Below are 17,704 nucleotides of genomic sequence, written 5' to 3'. Positions count from 1 at the left end.
CCATGCGTCAGCATCCGTTAGGTATTTACGAAAAAGCGCTGCCAAAAGAGCTTTCCTGGCCCGAGCGGCTGGTACTGGCGAAAAGCTGCGGGTTCGATTTTGTCGAGATGTCTGTCGATGAAACCGACGAGCGATTATCACGCCTCGACTGGAGCACCACGCAGCGCGCCTCTCTGGTGGAAGCGATGCTGGAAACCGGCGTGGCGATCCCCTCTATGTGCTTGTCTGCCCACCGTCGCTTCCCGTTTGGCAGCCGCGATGAAACCGTGCGCGAACGCGCCCGTGAGATCATGAGCAAAGCCATCAGGCTGGCGCGTGATTTAGGCATTCGCACCATCCAGCTTGCCGGGTATGACGTCTATTACGAAGCGCATGACGAGGGGACGCAACAGCGCTTTGCCGACGGGCTGGCGTGGGCCGTAGAGCAGGCCGCCGCCGCACAGGTGATGCTGGCGGTGGAGATCATGGACACCGCGTTTATGAACTCCATCAGCAAATGGAAAAAGTGGGACGACATGCTCGCCTCACCGTGGTTCAGCGTTTATCCGGACGTCGGCAACCTGAGCGCGTGGGGCAACGACGTCACCGCCGAGCTGACGCTGGGCATTGACCGCATTGCGGCTATTCACCTGAAAGATACCCAGCCCGTCACCGCACAAAGCCCCGGGCAGTTCCGCGACGTGCCGTTTGGCGAGGGCTGCGTCGATTTCGTTGGCGTGTTTAACACGCTGCATCAACTGAACTATCGCGGCGCATTTCTGATTGAAATGTGGACCGAAAAAGCAAAAGAGCCGGTGCTGGAGATTATCCAGGCGCGCCGCTGGATTGAAGCCCGTATGCAGGAAGGAGGCATGACATGCTAGACGAACTTAAAGCCGAGGTACTGGCAGCAAACCTGGCGTTGCCCGCCCACCAGCTGGTGACGTTTACCTGGGGCAACGTCAGCGCTGTGGACCGCAAAAGCGGCATGATGGTCATTAAACCGTCCGGTGTGGAATACGACGTGATGACGGCGGAGGATATGGTGGTGGTGAATATCGCCACGGGCCAGGTTATTGAGGGGAATAAAAAGCCCTCTTCAGACACGCCTACCCATCTTGCGCTGTATCGTCGTTACCCGGAGATTGGCGGCATCGTACATACCCATTCGCGCCACGCCACTATCTGGTCCCAGGCGGGGCTGGATTTACCGGCCTGGGGAACCACGCACGCGGACTATTTCTACGGGACCATCCCCTGCACGCGCCTGATGACCACAGCAGAGATTGCAGGGGAATACGAATACCAGACGGGTGAAGTGATCATCAAAACCTTCGAGGAGCGCGATCTTAGCCCGATGCAGATCCCGGCGGTGCTGGTCCACTCCCACGGTCCGTTCGCCTGGGGTAAAGACGCTGCCGATGCGGTTCACAATGCCGTGGTGCTGGAAGAGTGCGCCTATATGGGCCTGTTCTCTCGCCAGCTCGCACCGCAGCTTCCGGTTATGCAGCAGGAGCTGCTCGACAAGCACTATCTGCGCAAGCATGGGGTGAATGCCTATTACGGCCAGTGATCGGCCGGAGTTGATATGCTTTTTACAGTACCGCCGTTTCCAGACGGCGGGTGTTAGCCACGTTTGTTTGAAAAGGCCTACCGGAGTTGGGCAAATCGTGGAGAAGAGGCAATGTGGACCTGGTGGAAATAAAGCATAAACAAGAAAAATAAAACATAACGATATATATAATATACTTAATAATCTCGACAGCATCGGCCTTATTTATCTGTTTTCAGTTTAACGAGTCTGTGATCTAAACCTCGGAAATATTTTTTTGCTGCTAATTAATTCTGGCTAGCATTGAATGACATGCATTTTAATGCTATTCCATCAAGACACACAGTAGAAAAATAAGGGTATCCAATGGAATTTACAGAAAGATTAAATGCATTATCTACTAAAATCAGACAACAAATTGAAGTAATCAATACCGAAGAAGCAACAAAAACTGCGTTTGTGATGCCTTTTATTCATAATGTTTTAGGTTACGATGTTTTTGATCCCTCTGAAGTCACACCCGAATTTGTATGTGATATAGGCACTTAAAAGGGCGAGAAAATTGACTATGCAATAATGAAAAACAATGATGTACAGATACTTATTGAATGTAAAAAAATTGGTGAGCCGTTAAATATAAACCATGCATCGCAGCTTTTTAGATACTTTCACGTTACAAACGCACGGATATCAATCTTAACAAACGGGCAAATATATAGATTTTATACCGATCTTGATGCACCTAATAAGATGGATGAGAAACCATTTTTGGAAGTCGACCTACTTGATATTGATGAAAATGTTGTCCCTGAATTAAAAAAATTGACAAAATCATCATTTGATCTTGAGTCAATTATTAATGCTGCTGGAGAATTGAAATACGTCAGTCAGATTAAAAGAATACTACATTCACAACTTAACAATCCTGAGGACGACTTCGTTAAATTCTTTGCATCCAGAGTTTATGACGGGATGCTAACCCAAAAAGTAAGAGAATCTTTTCTAAATCTTACGAAAAAGGCCGCAAGCCAGTACATAAATGATCAAGTTAATGAGAGGCTTAAATCAGCTATTACTGGTATTGCTCCAACCCCCATCGAACCTCCAATCGAAACACAGCCTCTCGAAGAAGATGATCATAAAGATGAAAATGATATTGTTACAACTTTAGAAGAGTTAGAAGGTTTTCATATTGTAAAAGCAATTACTCGGACTGTACTTGAGGCTCCTCGCATTACCCATAGAGACACAAAGAGTTATTGTGGAATCCTTGTAGACGATAACAACCGCAAACCCCTTTGCCGATTGCATTTTAATCGCTCACAAAAATACATCGGTCTTTTCGATATAGAAAAAAACGAAACGCGCCACCCCATAGCGACAGTAGATGATATTTATTCCTTTGCCGATATTCTGAAAGCAACCGCAGCTCTCTATAGTTAATCTTTACCCAGGCAGCACGCGACGTGCTGCCTCAGCCAGAAATGCGCTTCGATTACCGAACTGAGGATGCTCGCTGACAAAGGAATCAATTTTTACCAGCAAGCGTCGAGGCATCGTGATGTTGATACGCTCGGCCCTGCCGTCGAAATGTTTCATATTAATATCTACCAACAGCCATTGCCCGCCAGTGAAATCCTCAGGACGACTTTCCAGATGCGCTTCCACATTACCCGGAAGAGGCAGTGCATTATCCATTTCAAATAGCGCTTCGAAGTGTGCTGTGAGCGCATCACGCGCATCCTGAAAAGCGTCGTCCAGGGAATCACCTGCAAAAAAACAGCCTGGAACGTCAGGGAAAAAGCCGCTGGCGCTACCGTCGGAGTCAGAATGAATGTAAGCCGGATAAAACATAACTACTCCTGATATCAGTGTTTAATACCCGCCTGTCGCCAGATCTGGGCGAGAGTGCCCGGTTTAATATCCTTCTTGGGATGTGGGACAGTAACCAGCCCTTTCTGTTCGGGATGGCGAAACTGATGATGGCTTCCTTTCGTTCTGACACATTTCCAGCCATGGCTGATCAGAACAGTAATGACATCCGCACTTTTCACATCCCAATCCTTCCATGATTATACACATGATACACACTATTGCTATCGGGTCGAATCACATTAGCGCATAAGGAACATCAGTGCAGCCGTGTTTTGGCGAAACAGGAAGAAGCATCGAGAAATGAAAAAGGAATACGTTATATTGCAGATCAAAATGCAGGCACAATCGTAGGCCGGGTAAGGCAACGCCGCCACCCGGCTTTAACGCATCAGAAACGCCAGGTCAGGCCGGTCATCAGCGTGAAGCTGTCGTCGCGGTCGATCATCGGGCTGTTCTTCACGTCGTCAGGCAACACGGTGTAGACCGCGCTGGCGTTGAGATACAGCTTCTGGGTTAACTGATATTTAGCCACCAGGCCAACGTATGGCGTCCAGCTGTCGCCGGCGGTGTATTGATCCAGTCTGGAGCGGCGAGACTCGCTACCGGATACGCCGTAGTAGTAGTCGTTATAGCTTTCGTCGCTGTAGAACACACCTACGGAAGGCGTCAGGGTCAGGCGCTCCATTTTGATCGGACGGAAGTACGATACTTCGCCGATCACGCCGCCGCTTTCATCCGTGGCATCACCAGAGAAAGCCACTTTAAGCGATCCCCAGCTTTCGTGGCGGTAGTACGCCCCACCGAGGAAGGCGGATGCTTTACGCTCATCCAGCTGCTTCATCTGATGATCGTCGTTATCGTCAGGGTCGAAATGCAGCGGCATCCACGTTGCGGTCAGGCTCAATTCATTTTTTGCATCTTTCCACAGGATCCATCCGCCCGTGGTCTGGCGAACGTAGAAACGATCGCTTTCGTAGCTAATCAACGGTACTGCGGTCGTATTTTCGTTATAGCCTTTGTAAGGAGACTCATTAAATACAGCCCCCGCACCAAGTGAAAATTCACCGGCCATGGCAGACGTTGATGCAAATAACGTGGCAGCGATCAGTAAATTGTATTTAATAGTCATTCCATGTAATCCATATATATGCCAAACAAGCGAGGCGCATAATAATGGTTACAAAATTGCCAATGCAACGCTGCGGTTTATATAATATTATATATAAAATCATATAGATGGGTGTGCATAATGAGTACATTACAGCTAAAACCACGCGAATTAAAAATTATCTCCGTCATTGCAGCCACCCACAGCATTGGTGATGCCGCCGCCCTGCTGGGTATGGCGCAGGCCAACGTCAGTAAATATCTGTCTGATTTTGAAACGCGGGTTGGGCTCAAGGTTTTTGAGCGCACCACGCGGCAGCTGGCCCTGACCCAGTTTGGTGAAGCGTTACTCCCCTACGTGAATGCCACGCTGGATAAGAACAGCCAGCTTGTTAATTTCATTGCTGATTATAAGCATGAAAAGCGCGGAAAAGTGACGATCTATGCCCCAACAGGTATCGTGACCTACCTCGCGCGACACGTGATCCATCAGATAGAAGACATCGGCGACATCCGCATCTCCCTGAAAACCTACAATCTGGACCGGAATGAATTTTCAGAAGGCGTTACCTTTCCTGATGACTGCGACATTTTAATTACCTATGCTCAGCCGAAAGACGAAAGTCTGGTGGCCAGCGTGTTGACAAAATATTCCGTTACGGCCTTCGCAACCGTAGAATATTTAAATAAACATCCCTTAACCGGACCTGAAGATTTAATTAATCACTCCTGTATTCTCATTGACTCCATGCTGGTCGATGAAGCCAACATCTGGCGTTTCCGCGTGCACGGCAGCGATGACGTGCATGACTACCGGGTGACCGGCAATTATATTTGCGACAATACGCAGACGGCCCTGGAACTGGCAAGAAATAATCTTGGGATTGTTTTTGCGCCAAAAGAGAGCCTGAAAAAAGAATTAACGAAAGGCATGCTGGTCCCCTGCTTCCCGCATCAGGAGGAGTGGTGGCTCGACCTGACCGCCATCTTCCGCAAACGCGAATACCAGCCCTGGCGCGTGCAATACGTTCTGGATGGCGTACTGAACTGCCTGCGCCAGCAAATCGCTCAGGCCGCCCACGGACGGCCTGAGCTGGGCGACTAGAACAGCCCCAGTGGCTTATCGGAATAGCTGACCAGCAGACATTTGGTCTGCTGATAATGCTCCAGCATCATCTTGTGGGTTTCACGCCCGATGCCCGACTGCTTATAACCGCCAAATGCCGCGTGCGCCGGATAGGCGTGATAGCAGTTGGTCCAGACGCGCCCGGCCTGAATGCCGCGGCCCATTTTATAGGCCAGATTACCGTTGCGGCTCCAGACGCCTGCCCCCAGGCCATACGGCGTGTCGTTGGCAATCGCCAGCGCCTCCTCCATCGTTTTAAAGGTGGTCACGGCCAGCACCGGTCCGAAGATTTCCTCCTGGAAAACGCGCATGGTGTTCTGCCCGAACAGGATCGTCGGCTCAAGGTAATAGCCGTCCTGCAGATCCCCTCCGAGCACCTTACGGCGTCCGCCGGTGAGAATATCCGCCCCCTCCTTCTTGCCGATGTCGATGTAGTTGAGGATCGTTTCCAGCTGTCCATGCGAGACCTGTGCCCCCATCTGGGTGACATTATCGAGCGGGTTACCGCTGCGGATAGACTCGACGCGGCGAATGGCCCGCTCCATAAAGCGCTCGTAGATGGATTCCTGCACCAGCGCGCGGCTTGGGCAGGTGCAGACTTCGCCCTGGTTAAACGCAAACAGCGCAAACCCTTCCAGGGCTTTATCAAAGAAGGCATCCTCTTCCTCCATCACGTCCGCGAAGAAGATGTTCGGGGATTTCCCGCCCAGCTCGAGGGTCACCGGAATGATGTTTTGCGTAGCGTACTGCATGATCTGCTGGCCCACCTCCGTCGACCCGGTAAACGCCACTTTGGCAATCCGTTTTGAGGTGGCCAGATATTCCCCTATCTCACCGCCCGCACCGTTGACCACGTTAATCACGCCCGGCGGCAGCAGATCGCCAACGATTTCCATCAGCAGCAGGACCGAGAGCGGTGTCAGACGCGCCGGTTTGAGCACAATACAGTTTCCGGCCGCCAGCGCGGGCGCCATTTTCCAGCTCGCCATCAGCAGCGGGAAGTTCCACGGAATAATTTGCCCGACGACGCCCAGCGGTTCGTGGAAGTGATACGCCACGGTGTCGCTGTCAACTTCGCTGATCCCGCCCTCCTGAGCGCGAATACAGGAGGCAAAATAGCGGAAGTGGTCGATAGCCAGCGGCACGTCAGCCGCCATCGTTTCCCGGATCGGCTTGCCGTTATCCCAGGTTTCCGCCGTCGCCAGCAGCTCCAGATTTTGCTCCATCCGGTCGGCGATTTTGAACAGGATCGCCGCCCGGTCCTGCACGGAGGTGTGAGCCCATTTCTCTTTCGCTTTGTGCGCCGCATCCAGCGCCAGGTCGATATCACGCTTACCGGAGCTGGCAATCTCGCACAGCGGCTGGCCGGTAACCGGGGTCAGGTTGGAATAGTATTCGCCGTCGACGGGCGCGACCCAGTCGCCGCCAATAAAGTTGTCATAACGGGGCTTCAGCTTGAGGGGAAAACCATACTCGCCGGGCTGGATACGCGATGAGGGAGGATTGTTTGTCATGTCCGTCTCCTTGCTGTTGGTGTACAACAAGGGTAGTTCCGGGTGGCGATTTTCTCGCCAACCGGTAACGGTGTTTACGACGGAGGTCACGGAGTTTCAGGAAATAATAACGAATCGCGCAACAGATGATCGTTACCGCGACGGCGGGTAAAGCCGATGCGGTTGAAATACTCCAGGATCTGGATCGCCAGCTTGCGGCCCACGTTCAGCCGATCGCGGAAATCCGCTGCGCAGGTCGAGCCGCGCGCCTGATCCAGCTCGCGGATCAGGTTGGCAAACGCCACAATGCGATCGTTACGGTAGTAACGATCTTTCACGATCGCGACGATTAGCCCCTGCTGCGCCGCATGGCGCAACACCTGGCGCATCACCTGCTCTTCGGTATTCGTTTCGCGGGCCAGATCCCGAACCCACCACGGCTCATCGCCAAACAGCGGGGCTACTTTTTGCCATATCGCCTCCTGATCTGCGGTGAACCCGGCCTTGTGATCCGGCAGGTGCAGCCAGCCGTGGTGGCTTTTAATCACCCCGCTTTCGCGCATGTTTTCAATCAGCAGCAGCACCAGCGCATCGTCTTCCATCGGCAGCGCCATGCGTCGCAGACGCTCGCGCCCCGGGCCAGGCTCGTCCTGATGCTGTTCATGGTAAGTCGCGAGCGTGTTCAGTATTTTACGCTGCCATTGCGCAGCAACCGGGGCATTGAGCAGGCTGTCTCCGGCCTGTATAAAGCCCGGCTCCTGGGTCAGCTGGCGTAAGCCTTCCCCGCTCAGCTGGCGTGCCCATGCAAAATCACGCAGACTCACCGCCCCGCGATCGAGGTGCACCCGCAGCGCGGCGTTATCCTCTTTGGCCTGCGCCAGCGCGGCCAGCCACTGCAGATATTCCGGCTTACGCTTGCCGCGTCGAGGTGGGTTAAGCGCCACCACGCGCGCCCCCGCCAGCGTTTCCCTTGCAGAAATGTCACGCAGTACCAGACGATCGTTGTCTGCCAGCCAGAGCGGCGAATCGAATACCAGCTCGGCAAGGTCGTTTTCCAGCAGCGACACGCGCCCGGTGATATGGCTGGCCGCGTGGTGAATATGCAGCGGCTGCCATTGGGTCAACGGTATGTGTGTCTGCAGGGAGACAATCACGCGTTCAGACGGTTCCGGTGGAGCATCGGCCAGCAGCCAGTCTCCGCGGTTCAGCTGCTCTTTTTCCGCATCCCCGGCAATGTTCAGCGCGATACGTTGTCCGGCGTGGGCACGGTCAGCGGGCTGGTTTTGTGCGTGCAGTCCGCGCACGCGCATCGGTTTATTCACGCCCGTCAGCCAGAGGGTATCTCCCACGCTGACTTCACCGCTCAGCGCGGTGCCGGTTACGACCAGCCCCGCACCTTTTACCGTAAAGGCCCGGTCGATCGCCAGACGAAAGCGGTGATGGCTGGCGTGAGCGCGTGATGAAAGGTGCTGCAAATGGTGGCGAAGTTCGTCGATACCACGCCCTTCTGTCGCCACGGTGACAAAAAGCGATGCGTCGGCAAAGCCATACTCCCGCAGTGTCGCCTGGACCGTTTCGCGCACCTCGCTGACGCGCGCGTCATCCACGCGATCGGCTTTGGTCAGCGCCACGGTCAGCTGCGGGTTGCCGGTCAACTGCAGGATCGCCAGGTGCTCGCGGGTTTGCGCCATCACGCCGTCATCGCAGGCCACCACCAGCAGGGCATGATCGATGCCGCCCACGCCCGCTAGCATGTTAGACAGAAACTTTTCATGCCCCGGCACATCAATAAAGCCCAGCACGCGGCCATCAGGCTGGGGCCAGTAGGCATAGCCCAGATCGATGGTCATGCCGCGCTTTTTCTCTTCCGGCAGGCGGTCGGCGTTTACGCCGGTAATCGCCTGCAGTAACGTGGTTTTTCCGTGGTCAACGTGACCGGCGGTGGCAATAATCATTTCAACAACATCTCCAGAAATCGCTCTTCATCTTCAAGGCAGCGCAGATCCAGCCACATTCGGCCGTCGTAAATCCGCCCGATAACCGGCGTCGGCAGGCGACGCCAGCGTGACGACAGGGCGTCAAGATGGCTACCGCGCCCGTCACGCGGCGTGAACGTCAGCGCCTCACTCGGCAGCCTGTCCACCGGCAGCGACCCGCTGCCAATCTGCGACTGGCAGGGCTCAATGCGAACGTCAAAATCGGGGTAGTGCGGGGCGACGCGCGGAAGCAGTAACTCGGCCTGGGCGCGAATCGAGGCGGCATCCCGGCTTAACAGGCGCAGCGTGGGCAGGCGGTCGGCCAGTTTTTCCGGATAAAGATAGAGCCGCAGCGTCGCCTCCAGCGCGGCAAGCGTCATTTTATCGGCGCGCAGGGCGCGCTTGAGCGGATGCTGCTGCAGCTGCGCAATCAGCTCGCGCTTGCCGACGATAATCCCGGCCTGCGGCCCGCCCAGCAGTTTGTCGCCGGAAAAGCTGACCAGGCTCACGCCCGCCGCAATCATCTCTTGCGGCATCGGCTCTTTTGGCAGCCCGTACAGGCTCAGATCCACCAGCGAGCCGCTGCCGAGATCGGCAATCACCGGTATATTCAGTTCGCGCCCAATCGCCGCCAGCTCCGCCTCTTCAACCGTTTTGGTGAAGCCTTCAATATGATAATTGCTGGTGTGAACCTTCATCAGCAGGGCGGTATTTTCATTCACCGCCGCGCGATAATCTTTCGCATGGGTACGGTTAGTGGTACCCACTTCATGCAGCGTGCAGCCCGCCTGGCGCATCACGTCCGGGATGCGAAACGCCCCGCCAATCTCCACCAGCTCGCCGCGGGATACCACCACCTCTCTGCCGCTGGCGGTCGCCGCCAGCATCAGCAGCACCGCCGCCGCGTTATTATTCACAATGCAGGCATCTTCCGCGCCGGTCAGCTGGCAGAGCAGATCCGCCAGCGCGCGGTCGCGGTGCCCGCGTCCGGCGCCGTCCAGATCGTACTCCAGCGTTACGGGCGCTTGCATGGCCTGCACGACCGCGGCAACGGCCTCTTCCGCCTGCTGCGCGCGCCCCAGATTGGTATGCAGCACGGTTCCGGTCAGGTTTATCACCGGGCGTAATGCGCTTTGCGCCTTCTCATCCAGCCGCTGTTCAACTTCCTGCTCCCACGCGCTACACCAGGCGGGCAAGGCGTTTTCTGCCTGAATCGCGTATCGGGCTTCGTCCTGAAGCAGGCGTAACATTTCCACCGTCGCGGTATGGCCGAAACGCTCAGCAACGGCATGAATGCGGGGTTCGCGAAGAAGACGGTCGGTAGCGGGGATCTGGCTGTACAGCGAATGATGAGTAGTCATGAAGGCGCCTGGCGAGTAAATATCTTCCCCCCTCCCGACGGGAGAGGGAGTTAACATGTGGGGGGATTGTACCGCCTCCGACGGCGAAGTGTTATAACCCGCGTCAAGCCTTTGGTGGTTCGGTACGGGCAAAGCTCTCGCGGCTAAACAGCGTGTCTGCAAGCTTCACCAGCAGCGGACGATCGACGCACCAGCCCGGGGAGACGTGGCGGAAGTTGAGATAACCAATCGCGCAGGCGATGGCGATGGTCCCCAGGTTCAGGCTGTCGGTGTCGATCTTTCCCTCCCGGATAAGCTGTTCACACCTGTCCAGGCTGCGGCTGATTTTTTCCCGCTGGCGTAACAGTTCCGTTTCCGACTGCTGGGCAGCGGGCCTTGCCTGTTCCCGTACGGAGGTTAACGCCGCATCCATAATACCGTCGGCCAGGGCTTCGACCTGCTTCACCGCCAGCGCCGCTTTTGGGTCAGCAGGCAGCATTGCCGGGGCAACGCCCAGCAGCTCAATGTACTCGGCAATAATTGGGGAATCGAACCAGTACTCACCCTCGTCCGTGACCAGCGCCGGGACTTTTCCCAGCGGGTTGTACTGCGCAACGCCGTTTTCCGCGTTGTAAGGCTGTTCATTCACGAATTCAAATTCAATCCCCTTCTCCAGCAGGAGAATCGAGATTTTTCGCACGAAGGGACTGGTGTAGCTGCCGATGAGTTTCATTGCCTGATCCTTAATGCCGGAAAAAAGTCAGTATGGATCAAGCGATGAAAAAAGGGCAGGTCTGCATGTCGCATTCCTGCCCTGGAAGGATTAGTGATCGAGGTAGAGGTAGTGCATCCAGCTGGTCATACGCAGCAGTACTTTACGCATGACCGAGACGTGGGCGAAGTGGTCCGAATAGACCGCCACCTGGGCATAGATACCGTCCGGCAGGGCATCGACTTCAGCGTCAGGGCTCAGCTCGATGATGGCCTGCACGCCATCCGTGCCCGGCGTGACCGTCAGAGACTGGAGCGCACCCTGCGCCTGATAGGTTCCCCCCGGCACCACCGGCAGAATTGCGGTGAGCTTCCCGGAGAATACCTGGCCCGGCAGGGCGTTAAACACCACTTCCGCTTCATCGCCCGGTTTCAGACGCAGCAGCGAGTTCTGGCGGAACTGGGCCACAATCTGACGCTTCTGTTCAGGAATGAAGACCATCACCGGACGCAGAGGCAGCGCGGCGGCATAGGTCCCCGGACGGATCAGCACCTGGGTGATGTAACCATCGCTCGGCGCACGCACTGCGGTCTGGTCCAGGTTATATTTGGCTTCGGCAAGCTGGGCACGTAACGAAGCAATCTGCGACTGCTCGCCGTTCACCATGCTGTCTAACTGGCTTTGAATCTGCACCTGCTCAGCCACGGAGCCTTTCACCATGGCATCCTGTGCCAGATAGTTTTGCCGCGCGTTATCAATATCGCTTTCAGAGAAAGGATTCTCCTTCGCCTGACTGCCTTTCAGGTAGCGCTGATAATCTTTATAGAGGCGATCGCGCTCAGCGGAGACGCGTGTGGTATTGGCAACCGCTTCCGACAGCTGCGCTTTCAGGTTATCGATATTGTGCGTCGCGGTTACCAGGTCAGCCTAGAGTCTGTCGACGCGCGCCTGGTAGCGGCCAGGATCCAGTTTAAATAACACTTCGCCTTTTTTAATAAGCTGGTTATTTTTATCCGTGACTTCACTGACCACACCGGTCACCTGCGGCGTGATTGGAATAGAAATAACCGCTTTTTGCGCCGTAAAGGTATACGGATGGTTATAGTTCATTAACAGAATAAGACCGGCAACAATAAATATGCCGCCTAATGTTGCGGTGGCAAGCGTCCACTGGTTGACCGGAATTCGGAATATTTTAAAAATGGCCCAGGCAAATGCCACGTAGGTCAAAATAATCAACAGATCCATGATTAGCGCTCCAGCGTGTTCTTATCAGCAGTGGGCTGTACTGCAGCCAGCTTTTGTTCGAGTTCCGCCACGCGTTTGGCCAGCGCATCCATGCCCGGAACTTCATCAGGCTTTGTGATGTGGTTTTGCATGCCCCAGCCGCGATCTTCGCGGTACAGCGTGGCCCAAATCCACAGGAATGGCCAGATGGCATGGAGTGTAAACAGGCTAATCCAGCCTGCCGTATGAATGGCATCGGCATGCGGATGGTTACGCTTTTTGGCCATATTATAAGGAATATCATGGATGGCGATGATTCCGTAAAAGAGAACCAGAAATACAAAAATCAATACGCCCAGCGCAAAATAGTTGAGAAACATATTCTCCTCACTTAAACAACGTCAACTCATTAAATTAATAAAACGGTACGCAACCTAATTAATTTTTTTATAAACACGGGGATGTGCTTACTATTTCCGAGCCGGGGAGTATGAGTTTTTATAATATCTCCATGCAAGTTTATAAGCGTGTCAAAATATATCCTGAATAATAATAGACTTAACCTTACAATATGAGCGTAATCCACCTTTTAACTTTTCGCCATACCACACATCAAAAGTGGTTTTTTAGCTTATCGTGTCGTGCCATATCATCCTGGCGCTGAAACGCGAAGCAGAGTTTGCCGCCGATCACAGCCGGAGAAATCTGCATAAAAATATTTTGTGAAATCAGTCACAATCCAGAAACAAACACGCCATGACAAAACGTGACGGTAATCACACAAAGGGGTGGGTTTTGCTTTTTTTATCGCCATCGTATTTTTTTTGCCCACTTATTTTGTGATTGAGATCACTTCATTGACATCCCTACCCCCTGCCTTTACGTGACACGCATCACATAAATTTTCCCTGTCTGGACAGTTGAACGATTCAGTGCCAGATTTCACAGCATCAGAACAGGGCCCGGCTACCTCTGCCGCCTCATTAACAATAAACCTCGGGCCATAAGCCTAAGCGTAAACAGAAGAAGGGGTGTTTTATGTCATCCGATTTCAAGATCAAAGTTCAAAGCTTTGGTCGTTTCCTCAGCAACATGGTGATGCCAAATATCGGCGCGTTTATCGCGTGGGGTATCATCACTGCATTGTTCATTCCGACAGGGTGGTTGCCTAACGAAACGCTGGCGAAACTTGTTGGCCCAATGATTACCTATCTCCTGCCGCTGCTCATCGGTTTCACCGGGGGTCGTCTGGTGGGCGGTGACCGTGGTGGCGTCGTGGGTGCCATCACAACCATGGGTGTTATCGTCGGTGCGGATATGCCGATGTTCCTCGGTGCGATGATTGCCGGTCCTCTGGGCGGCTGGGCGATTAAGAAGTTCGACGTCTGGGTTGATGGTAAGATCAAATCCGGCTTCGAAATGCTGGTGAACAACTTCTCTGCGGGCATCATCGGGATGATCCTCGCCATTCTGGCGTTCCTCGGCATTGGCCCTGCGGTTGAAGTGCTGTCTAAAATTCTGGCGGCAGGCGTTAACTTCATGGTGGCGCACGAGATGCTGCCGCTGGCGTCTATCTTTGTTGAACCGGCGAAAATACTGTTCCTTAACAACGCCATCAACCACGGCATCTTCTCGCCGCTGGGTATCCAGCAGTCTCACGATCTCGGCAAGTCCATCTTCTTCCTGATTGAAGCCAACCCGGGTCCAGGTATGGGCGTTCTGCTGGCGTACATCTTCTTTGGCCGTGGCAGCGCAAAACAGTCTGCTGGCGGTGCGGCGATCATCCACTTCCTGGGCGGTATCCACGAAATTTACTTCCCTTACGTGCTGATGAACCCACGTCTGATCCTGGCCGTTATCCTCGGCGGTATGACCGGCGTGTTCACGCTGAGCGTGCTGGGCGGCGGTCTGGTTTCTCCGGCCTCTCCGGGTTCTATCCTGGCGGTACTGGCGATGACGCCAAAAGGCGCTTACTTCGCGAACCTCGCGGCTATCTTTGCGGCAATGGCCGTCTCCTTCGTGGTCTCTTCTATCCTGCTGAAAACCAGCAAAGTGAAAGAAGATGATGACATCGAAGCCGCAACCCGTCGTATGCACGATATGAAAGCCGAATCCAAAGGCGCAACGCCACTGGCAGCAGGTGATGTTTCTAACGACCTGAGCCACGTGCGTAAAATCATCGTTGCCTGTGATGCCGGTATGGGTTCCAGCGCAATGGGTGCAGGCGTGCTGCGTAAGAAAGTGCAGGATGCAGGCCTGACCAACATCTCCGTGAACAACAGCGCCATTAACAGCCTGCCGCCGGATGTTGACCTGGTGATTACGCACCGCGATCTGACCGAACGCGCCATGCGCCAGGTGCCGCAGGCACAGCACATTTCGCTGACCAACTTCCTCGACAGCGGCCTGTACACCAGCCTGACCGAACGTCTGGTTGCCGCGCAGCGTCACGAAGACAACGAAGTGAAAGTGCGCTCCAGCCTGCAGGACAGCTTTGACGAGAGCAATGCCCACCTGTTTAAGCTGGGTGCGGAAAACATCTTCCTCGGTCGTACCGCGGCCACCAAAGAAGACGCGATTCGCTTTGCCGGTGAGCAGCTGGTGAAAGGCGGCTACGTTCAGCCTGAATATGTCGACGCGATGCTGGAACGCGAAAAACTGACGCCAACCTATCTGGGCGAATCCATCGCGGTGCCGCACGGTACGGTTGAAGCGAAAGATCGCGTCCTGAAAACCGGCGTCGTATTCTGTCAGTACCCGCAGGGCGTGCGCTTCGGTGAAGAAGAAGATGACATCGCCCGTCTGGTCATTGGTATCGCCGCTCGCAACAACGAGCACATTCAGGTGATTACCAGCCTGACCAACGCGCTGGATGATGAAACGGTTATTGAGCGTCTGGCGAACACCACCAGTGTTGAAGAAGTTCTGGCTCTGCTTAACAAATAACGGTACTCCTCCCTCTCCCCCCGGGGAGAGGGCTAGGGTGAGGGGAAAACGTTCCTCACCCCAGCCCTCTCGGGTAAAAACATTGATGAAGGTTAACACTATGAAAGCATTACATTTTGGCGCAGGTAATATCGGTCGTGGTTTTATCGGTAAACTGCTGGCAGACGCGGGCATTACCCTGACATTCGCCGATGTGAATCAGGTCGTCCTGGATGCCCTGAATGCCCGTCATAGCTATCAGGTCCATGTGGTGGGCGAAAACGAGCAGGTTGAGACAGTATCTGGCGTCAACGCGGTCAGCAGCATCGGCGACGACGTTATTGACCTTATCGCCAGCGTCGATCTGGTCACCACCGCCGTGGGCCCGGTTGTGCTTGAGCGCATCGCCCCTGCGGTCGCGAAAGGCCTGGCAAAACGTAAAGCGCAGGGTATCGACACCCCGCTGAACATCATCGCCTGTGAAAACATGGTGCGCGGCACCACGCAGCTGAAAGGCCACGTTCTCAACGCTGTGGCAGATGAAGATAAAGCCTGGGTGGAAGCGCACGTCGGTTTTGTGGATTCCGCCGTTGACCGTATCGTCCCGCCGTCAGAATCTGCGGCCAACGATCCGCTGGAAGTGACCGTTGAAACCTTCAGCGAGTGGATCGTCGATAAAACCCAGTTTAAAGGCGCGCTGCCGACCATTCCGGGAATGGAATTGACCGATAACCTGATGGCATTTGTCGAACGCAAACTCTTCACGCTGAACACCGGGCATGCTATAACCGCGTACCTCGGAAAATTGGCCGGTCATCAGACCATTCGTGACGCGATCCTCGATGAGAAGATCCGCGCGGTGGTAAAAGGGGCAATGGAAGAGAGCGGCGCGGTGCTGATCAAACGCTACGGTTTTGATGCTGAGAAACACGCAGCATACATCCAGAAAATCCTCGGTCGCTTTGAAAACCCGTATCTGAAAGATGACGTTGAGCGCGTGGGCCGTCAGCCGCTGCGTAAGCTGAGCGCGGGCGACCGCCTGATTAAGCCGCTGCTGGGCACGCTGGAATACGGTCTGCCGCACGCCAACCTGGTGAAAGGGATTGCCGCCGCGATGCACTACCGCAGCGAGCAGGATCCACAGGCGCAGGAACTGGCTCAGCTGATTGATACCCAGGGCGCGCAGGCTGCGCTGGCGCAGATTTCCGGTCTGGACGCCAACAGCGACGTGGTTGTGGAGGCGGTTAACGCATACAACGCAACCAAATGATGCAGAATGCGGCGCAGGTAATCCTGCGCCCTGATTACAGATTGTCAGATATGCAGGCAATAATGGAACAAACCCAGGCCTTTGAAAATCGTGTGCTTGAGCGTCTGAATGCTGGCAAAACCGTACGAAGTTTCCTGATTGCCGCCGTCGAGCTGTTAACCGAGGCGGTGAATATCCTGGTGCTTCAGGTGTTTCGCAAAGACGACTACGCGGTAAAATATGCTGTAGAACCGTTACTGGACGGAGACGGACCGCTGGGCGATTTATCCGTGCGTCTGAAGCTGATTTATGGTCTTGGCGTGCTGAACCGACAAGAGTATGAAGATGCGGAGCTGCTAATGGCGCTGCGCGAAGAACTCAACCATGACGGTAACGAATACACCTTTACCGACGATGAGATCCTGGGGCCGTTCGGCGAGCTGCACTGCGTCACCGCGCTCCCTCCGGCACCGCAGTTTGATAACAGCGACCCGGAACTCTACGCGATGCAAAAGCTGCGTTATCAACAGGTTGTCCGTTCCACGATGGTCCTTTCCCTGACTGAGCTGATTTCCCGAATCAGCTTAAAAAAAGCGTTTCAGAAGTAAGCCTGCTCACATTGGTGTATCCTTCCCTGTAAATTCCCCGTTTTCAGAGTTATTTGTCATGAAAGAAGTCGAAAAGAACGAAATTAAACGCCTGAGCGACCGCCTGGATCTCATCCGCCATCAGATGGCGGGCCTGTCGCTGGTCGACTCCGCCGAGAAGTACGCCGAGCTTGAGAAAGAGACCGCGAAGCTGGAAGCGGAGATCGAGCGCCTGCGCGAGGTCAAAGGCCAGAAGCTGAGCAAAGAAGCGCAGAAGCTGATGAACATGCCGCACCGCCGTGCGATCACCAAAAAAGAGCAGGCCGACATGGGCAAGCTGAAGAAAAGCGTCCGTGGTCTGGTGGTGGTTCACCCGATGACCGAGCTTGGCCGCGAAATGGGCCTGAAAGAGATGACGGGTTTTTGTAAGACGGCGTTCTGATTTCATGCCGGGTGGCGCTGTGTATGACCGGATACATAGGTGACAGATCAGACCGGGAACATAGGTAACACTTTTAGTCTATCCGCACCACACTCTGGGTTTTTCGGTCGTAGT

General features: G+C 54.4%; 17 protein-coding genes and 1 pseudogene. 9 read left to right on the top strand and 9 right to left on the bottom strand.

Translation table 11 applies throughout. From position 1 onward, the window contains the following. Positions 1 to 2: 2 nt before the first annotated feature. The 4 genes from ACOTXF_RS20860 (at position 3) to ACOTXF_RS20845 (ending at position 2,974) form a co-directional block, all read left to right on the top strand. Entirely contained in the window at positions 3 to 863 is an 861-nt protein-coding gene (locus tag ACOTXF_RS20860; RefSeq protein ID WP_047745811.1) for an L-ribulose-5-phosphate 3-epimerase, read from the top strand. Continuing rightward, complete coding sequence (gene araD / locus ACOTXF_RS20855; RefSeq protein WP_047745813.1) at positions 857 to 1,552, top strand: L-ribulose-5-phosphate 4-epimerase; 696 nt, start codon at positions 857 to 859, stop codon at positions 1,550 to 1,552. Before ACOTXF_RS20860 ends, araD begins: the two co-directional genes overlap by 7 nt. Before the next feature lie 345 nt (positions 1,553 to 1,897). After that, positions 1,898 to 2,080: a hypothetical protein gene (locus tag ACOTXF_RS20850; protein ID WP_376708720.1), complete on the top strand. Its 183-nt coding sequence runs from the start codon at positions 1,898 to 1,900 to the stop codon at positions 2,078 to 2,080. A gap of 27 nt (positions 2,081 to 2,107) precedes the next feature. After that, entirely contained in the window at positions 2,108 to 2,974 is an 867-nt protein-coding gene (locus tag ACOTXF_RS20845) for a restriction endonuclease (protein WP_376708719.1), read from the top strand. Positions 2,975 to 2,977: 3 nt separating this feature from the next. Here ACOTXF_RS20845 and ACOTXF_RS20840 read toward each other — a convergent pair whose 3' ends face one another. From ACOTXF_RS20840 to ACOTXF_RS20830, 3 genes are all read right to left on the bottom strand, one after another. Further along, positions 2,978 to 3,385, bottom strand: coding sequence for a type II toxin-antitoxin system HicB family antitoxin (locus ACOTXF_RS20840; protein ID WP_048962931.1), 408 nt, complete (start codon positions 3,383 to 3,385; stop codon positions 2,978 to 2,980). Between the two features lie 14 nt (positions 3,386 to 3,399). Further along, on the bottom strand, positions 3,400 to 3,585 hold the full coding sequence (locus tag ACOTXF_RS20835) for a type II toxin-antitoxin system HicA family toxin (protein WP_071993467.1): 186 nt from the start codon (positions 3,583 to 3,585) through the stop codon (positions 3,400 to 3,402). A 209-nt stretch (positions 3,586 to 3,794) separates the two neighbouring features. Further along, positions 3,795 to 4,535 carry a MipA/OmpV family protein gene (locus ACOTXF_RS20830; protein WP_232927054.1) on the bottom strand — a complete coding sequence of 247 codons (741 nt, stop codon included), beginning with the start codon at positions 4,533 to 4,535 and terminating at the stop codon, positions 3,795 to 3,797. 120 nt (positions 4,536 to 4,655) lie between these two features. Here ACOTXF_RS20830 and ACOTXF_RS20825 point away from each other — a divergent pair, with 120 nt between their 5' ends. Beyond that, on the top strand, positions 4,656 to 5,618 hold the full coding sequence (locus tag ACOTXF_RS20825) for a LysR family transcriptional regulator (protein WP_045371647.1): 963 nt from the start codon (positions 4,656 to 4,658) through the stop codon (positions 5,616 to 5,618). Here ACOTXF_RS20825 and aldB read toward each other — a convergent pair. The 6 genes and pseudogenes from aldB to ACOTXF_RS20795 all read right to left on the bottom strand — a co-directional run bounded on the left by aldB (position 5,615) and on the right by ACOTXF_RS20795 (position 12,767). Continuing rightward, on the bottom strand, positions 5,615 to 7,153 hold the full coding sequence (gene aldB / locus ACOTXF_RS20820) for an aldehyde dehydrogenase AldB (RefSeq protein WP_023617402.1): 1,539 nt from the start codon (positions 7,151 to 7,153) through the stop codon (positions 5,615 to 5,617). The two genes, ACOTXF_RS20825 and aldB, sit on opposite strands and share 4 nt — an antisense overlap. Positions 7,154 to 7,239: 86 nt before the next feature. Beyond that, complete coding sequence (selB, locus tag ACOTXF_RS20815) at positions 7,240 to 9,087, bottom strand: selenocysteine-specific translation elongation factor (protein WP_032675739.1); 1,848 nt, start codon at positions 9,085 to 9,087, stop codon at positions 7,240 to 7,242. After that, positions 9,084 to 10,469, bottom strand: coding sequence for an L-seryl-tRNA(Sec) selenium transferase (gene selA, locus ACOTXF_RS20810; RefSeq protein ID WP_047745817.1), 1,386 nt, complete (start codon positions 10,467 to 10,469; stop codon positions 9,084 to 9,086). The genes selB and selA overlap by 4 nt, the downstream gene beginning before the upstream one ends. A 103-nt stretch (positions 10,470 to 10,572) precedes the next feature. Further along, positions 10,573 to 11,181, bottom strand: coding sequence for a glutathione S-transferase (locus tag ACOTXF_RS20805; protein ID WP_008502731.1), 609 nt, complete (start codon positions 11,179 to 11,181; stop codon positions 10,573 to 10,575). Positions 11,182 to 11,271: 90 nt separating this feature from the next. Then, positions 11,272 to 12,408: pseudogene (locus tag ACOTXF_RS20800) on the bottom strand (HlyD family secretion protein). Between the two features lie 2 nt (positions 12,409 to 12,410). Beyond that, on the bottom strand, positions 12,411 to 12,767 hold the full coding sequence (locus tag ACOTXF_RS20795; RefSeq protein WP_008502729.1) for a DUF3302 domain-containing protein: 357 nt from the start codon (positions 12,765 to 12,767) through the stop codon (positions 12,411 to 12,413). A 658-nt stretch (positions 12,768 to 13,425) separates the two neighbouring features. Between ACOTXF_RS20795 and ACOTXF_RS20790 the strand changes: the two genes are divergently transcribed. The 4 genes from ACOTXF_RS20790 (at position 13,426) to ACOTXF_RS20775 (ending at position 17,590) form a co-directional block, all read left to right on the top strand. Beyond that, complete coding sequence (locus ACOTXF_RS20790) at positions 13,426 to 15,333, top strand: PTS mannitol transporter subunit IICBA (protein WP_421635299.1); 1,908 nt, start codon at positions 13,426 to 13,428, stop codon at positions 15,331 to 15,333. 100 nt (positions 15,334 to 15,433) lie between these two features. Further along, positions 15,434 to 16,582 carry a mannitol-1-phosphate 5-dehydrogenase gene (mtlD, locus tag ACOTXF_RS20785; protein ID WP_045414873.1) on the top strand — a complete coding sequence of 383 codons (1,149 nt, stop codon included), beginning with the start codon at positions 15,434 to 15,436 and terminating at the stop codon, positions 16,580 to 16,582. Continuing rightward, positions 16,579 to 17,169: a mannitol operon repressor MtlR gene (gene mtlR / locus ACOTXF_RS20780; protein ID WP_008502725.1), complete on the top strand. Its 591-nt coding sequence runs from the start codon at positions 16,579 to 16,581 to the stop codon at positions 17,167 to 17,169. Before mtlD ends, mtlR begins: the two co-directional genes overlap by 4 nt. A gap of 58 nt (positions 17,170 to 17,227) precedes the next feature. After that, positions 17,228 to 17,590 carry a YibL family ribosome-associated protein gene (locus tag ACOTXF_RS20775; protein ID WP_008502724.1) on the top strand — a complete coding sequence of 121 codons (363 nt, stop codon included), beginning with the start codon at positions 17,228 to 17,230 and terminating at the stop codon, positions 17,588 to 17,590. The last annotated feature ends 114 nt before the right edge of the window (positions 17,591 to 17,704 follow it).

This window comes from Enterobacter cloacae complex sp. IR53041, assembly GCF_049238285.1.
Classification (GTDB): Bacteria; Pseudomonadota; Gammaproteobacteria; order Enterobacterales; family Enterobacteriaceae; genus Enterobacter; species Enterobacter roggenkampii.
Note: the sequence above shows the minus strand (reverse complement) of the source record. Positions and strands in the feature narration are given on the sequence as shown.

What these genes read in the sequence shown, in the direction of transcription:
- ACOTXF_RS20860 (WP_047745811.1), top strand. Translation starts at nt 3, where the DNA reads ATGCGTCAGCATCCGTTAGGTATTTACGAAAAAGCGCTGCCAAAAGAG.
- araD (WP_047745813.1), top strand. Translation starts at nt 857, where the DNA reads ATGCTAGACGAACTTAAAGCCGAGGTACTGGCAGCAAACCTGGCGTTG.
- ACOTXF_RS20850 (WP_376708720.1), top strand. Translation starts at nt 1,898, where the DNA reads ATGGAATTTACAGAAAGATTAAATGCATTATCTACTAAAATCAGACAA.
- ACOTXF_RS20845 (WP_376708719.1), top strand. Translation starts at nt 2,108, where the DNA reads ATGAAAAACAATGATGTACAGATACTTATTGAATGTAAAAAAATTGGT.
- ACOTXF_RS20840 (WP_048962931.1), bottom strand. Translation starts at nt 3,385, where the DNA reads ATGTTTTATCCGGCTTACATTCATTCTGACTCCGACGGTAGCGCCAGC.
- ACOTXF_RS20830 (WP_232927054.1), bottom strand. Translation starts at nt 4,535, where the DNA reads ATGACTATTAAATACAATTTACTGATCGCTGCCACGTTATTTGCATCA.
- ACOTXF_RS20825 (WP_045371647.1), top strand. Translation starts at nt 4,656, where the DNA reads ATGAGTACATTACAGCTAAAACCACGCGAATTAAAAATTATCTCCGTC.
- aldB (WP_023617402.1), bottom strand. Translation starts at nt 7,153, where the DNA reads ATGACAAACAATCCTCCCTCATCGCGTATCCAGCCCGGCGAGTATGGT.
- selB (WP_032675739.1), bottom strand. Translation starts at nt 9,087, where the DNA reads ATGATTATTGCCACCGCCGGTCACGTTGACCACGGAAAAACCACGTTA.
- selA (WP_047745817.1), bottom strand. Translation starts at nt 10,469, where the DNA reads ATGACTACTCATCATTCGCTGTACAGCCAGATCCCCGCTACCGACCGT.
- ACOTXF_RS20805 (WP_008502731.1), bottom strand. Translation starts at nt 11,181, where the DNA reads ATGAAACTCATCGGCAGCTACACCAGTCCCTTCGTGCGAAAAATCTCG.
- ACOTXF_RS20795 (WP_008502729.1), bottom strand. Translation starts at nt 12,767, where the DNA reads ATGTTTCTCAACTATTTTGCGCTGGGCGTATTGATTTTTGTATTTCTG.
- ACOTXF_RS20790 (WP_421635299.1), top strand. Translation starts at nt 13,426, where the DNA reads ATGTCATCCGATTTCAAGATCAAAGTTCAAAGCTTTGGTCGTTTCCTC.
- mtlD (WP_045414873.1), top strand. Translation starts at nt 15,434, where the DNA reads ATGAAAGCATTACATTTTGGCGCAGGTAATATCGGTCGTGGTTTTATC.
- mtlR (WP_008502725.1), top strand. Translation starts at nt 16,579, where the DNA reads ATGATGCAGAATGCGGCGCAGGTAATCCTGCGCCCTGATTACAGATTG.
- ACOTXF_RS20775 (WP_008502724.1), top strand. Translation starts at nt 17,228, where the DNA reads ATGAAAGAAGTCGAAAAGAACGAAATTAAACGCCTGAGCGACCGCCTG.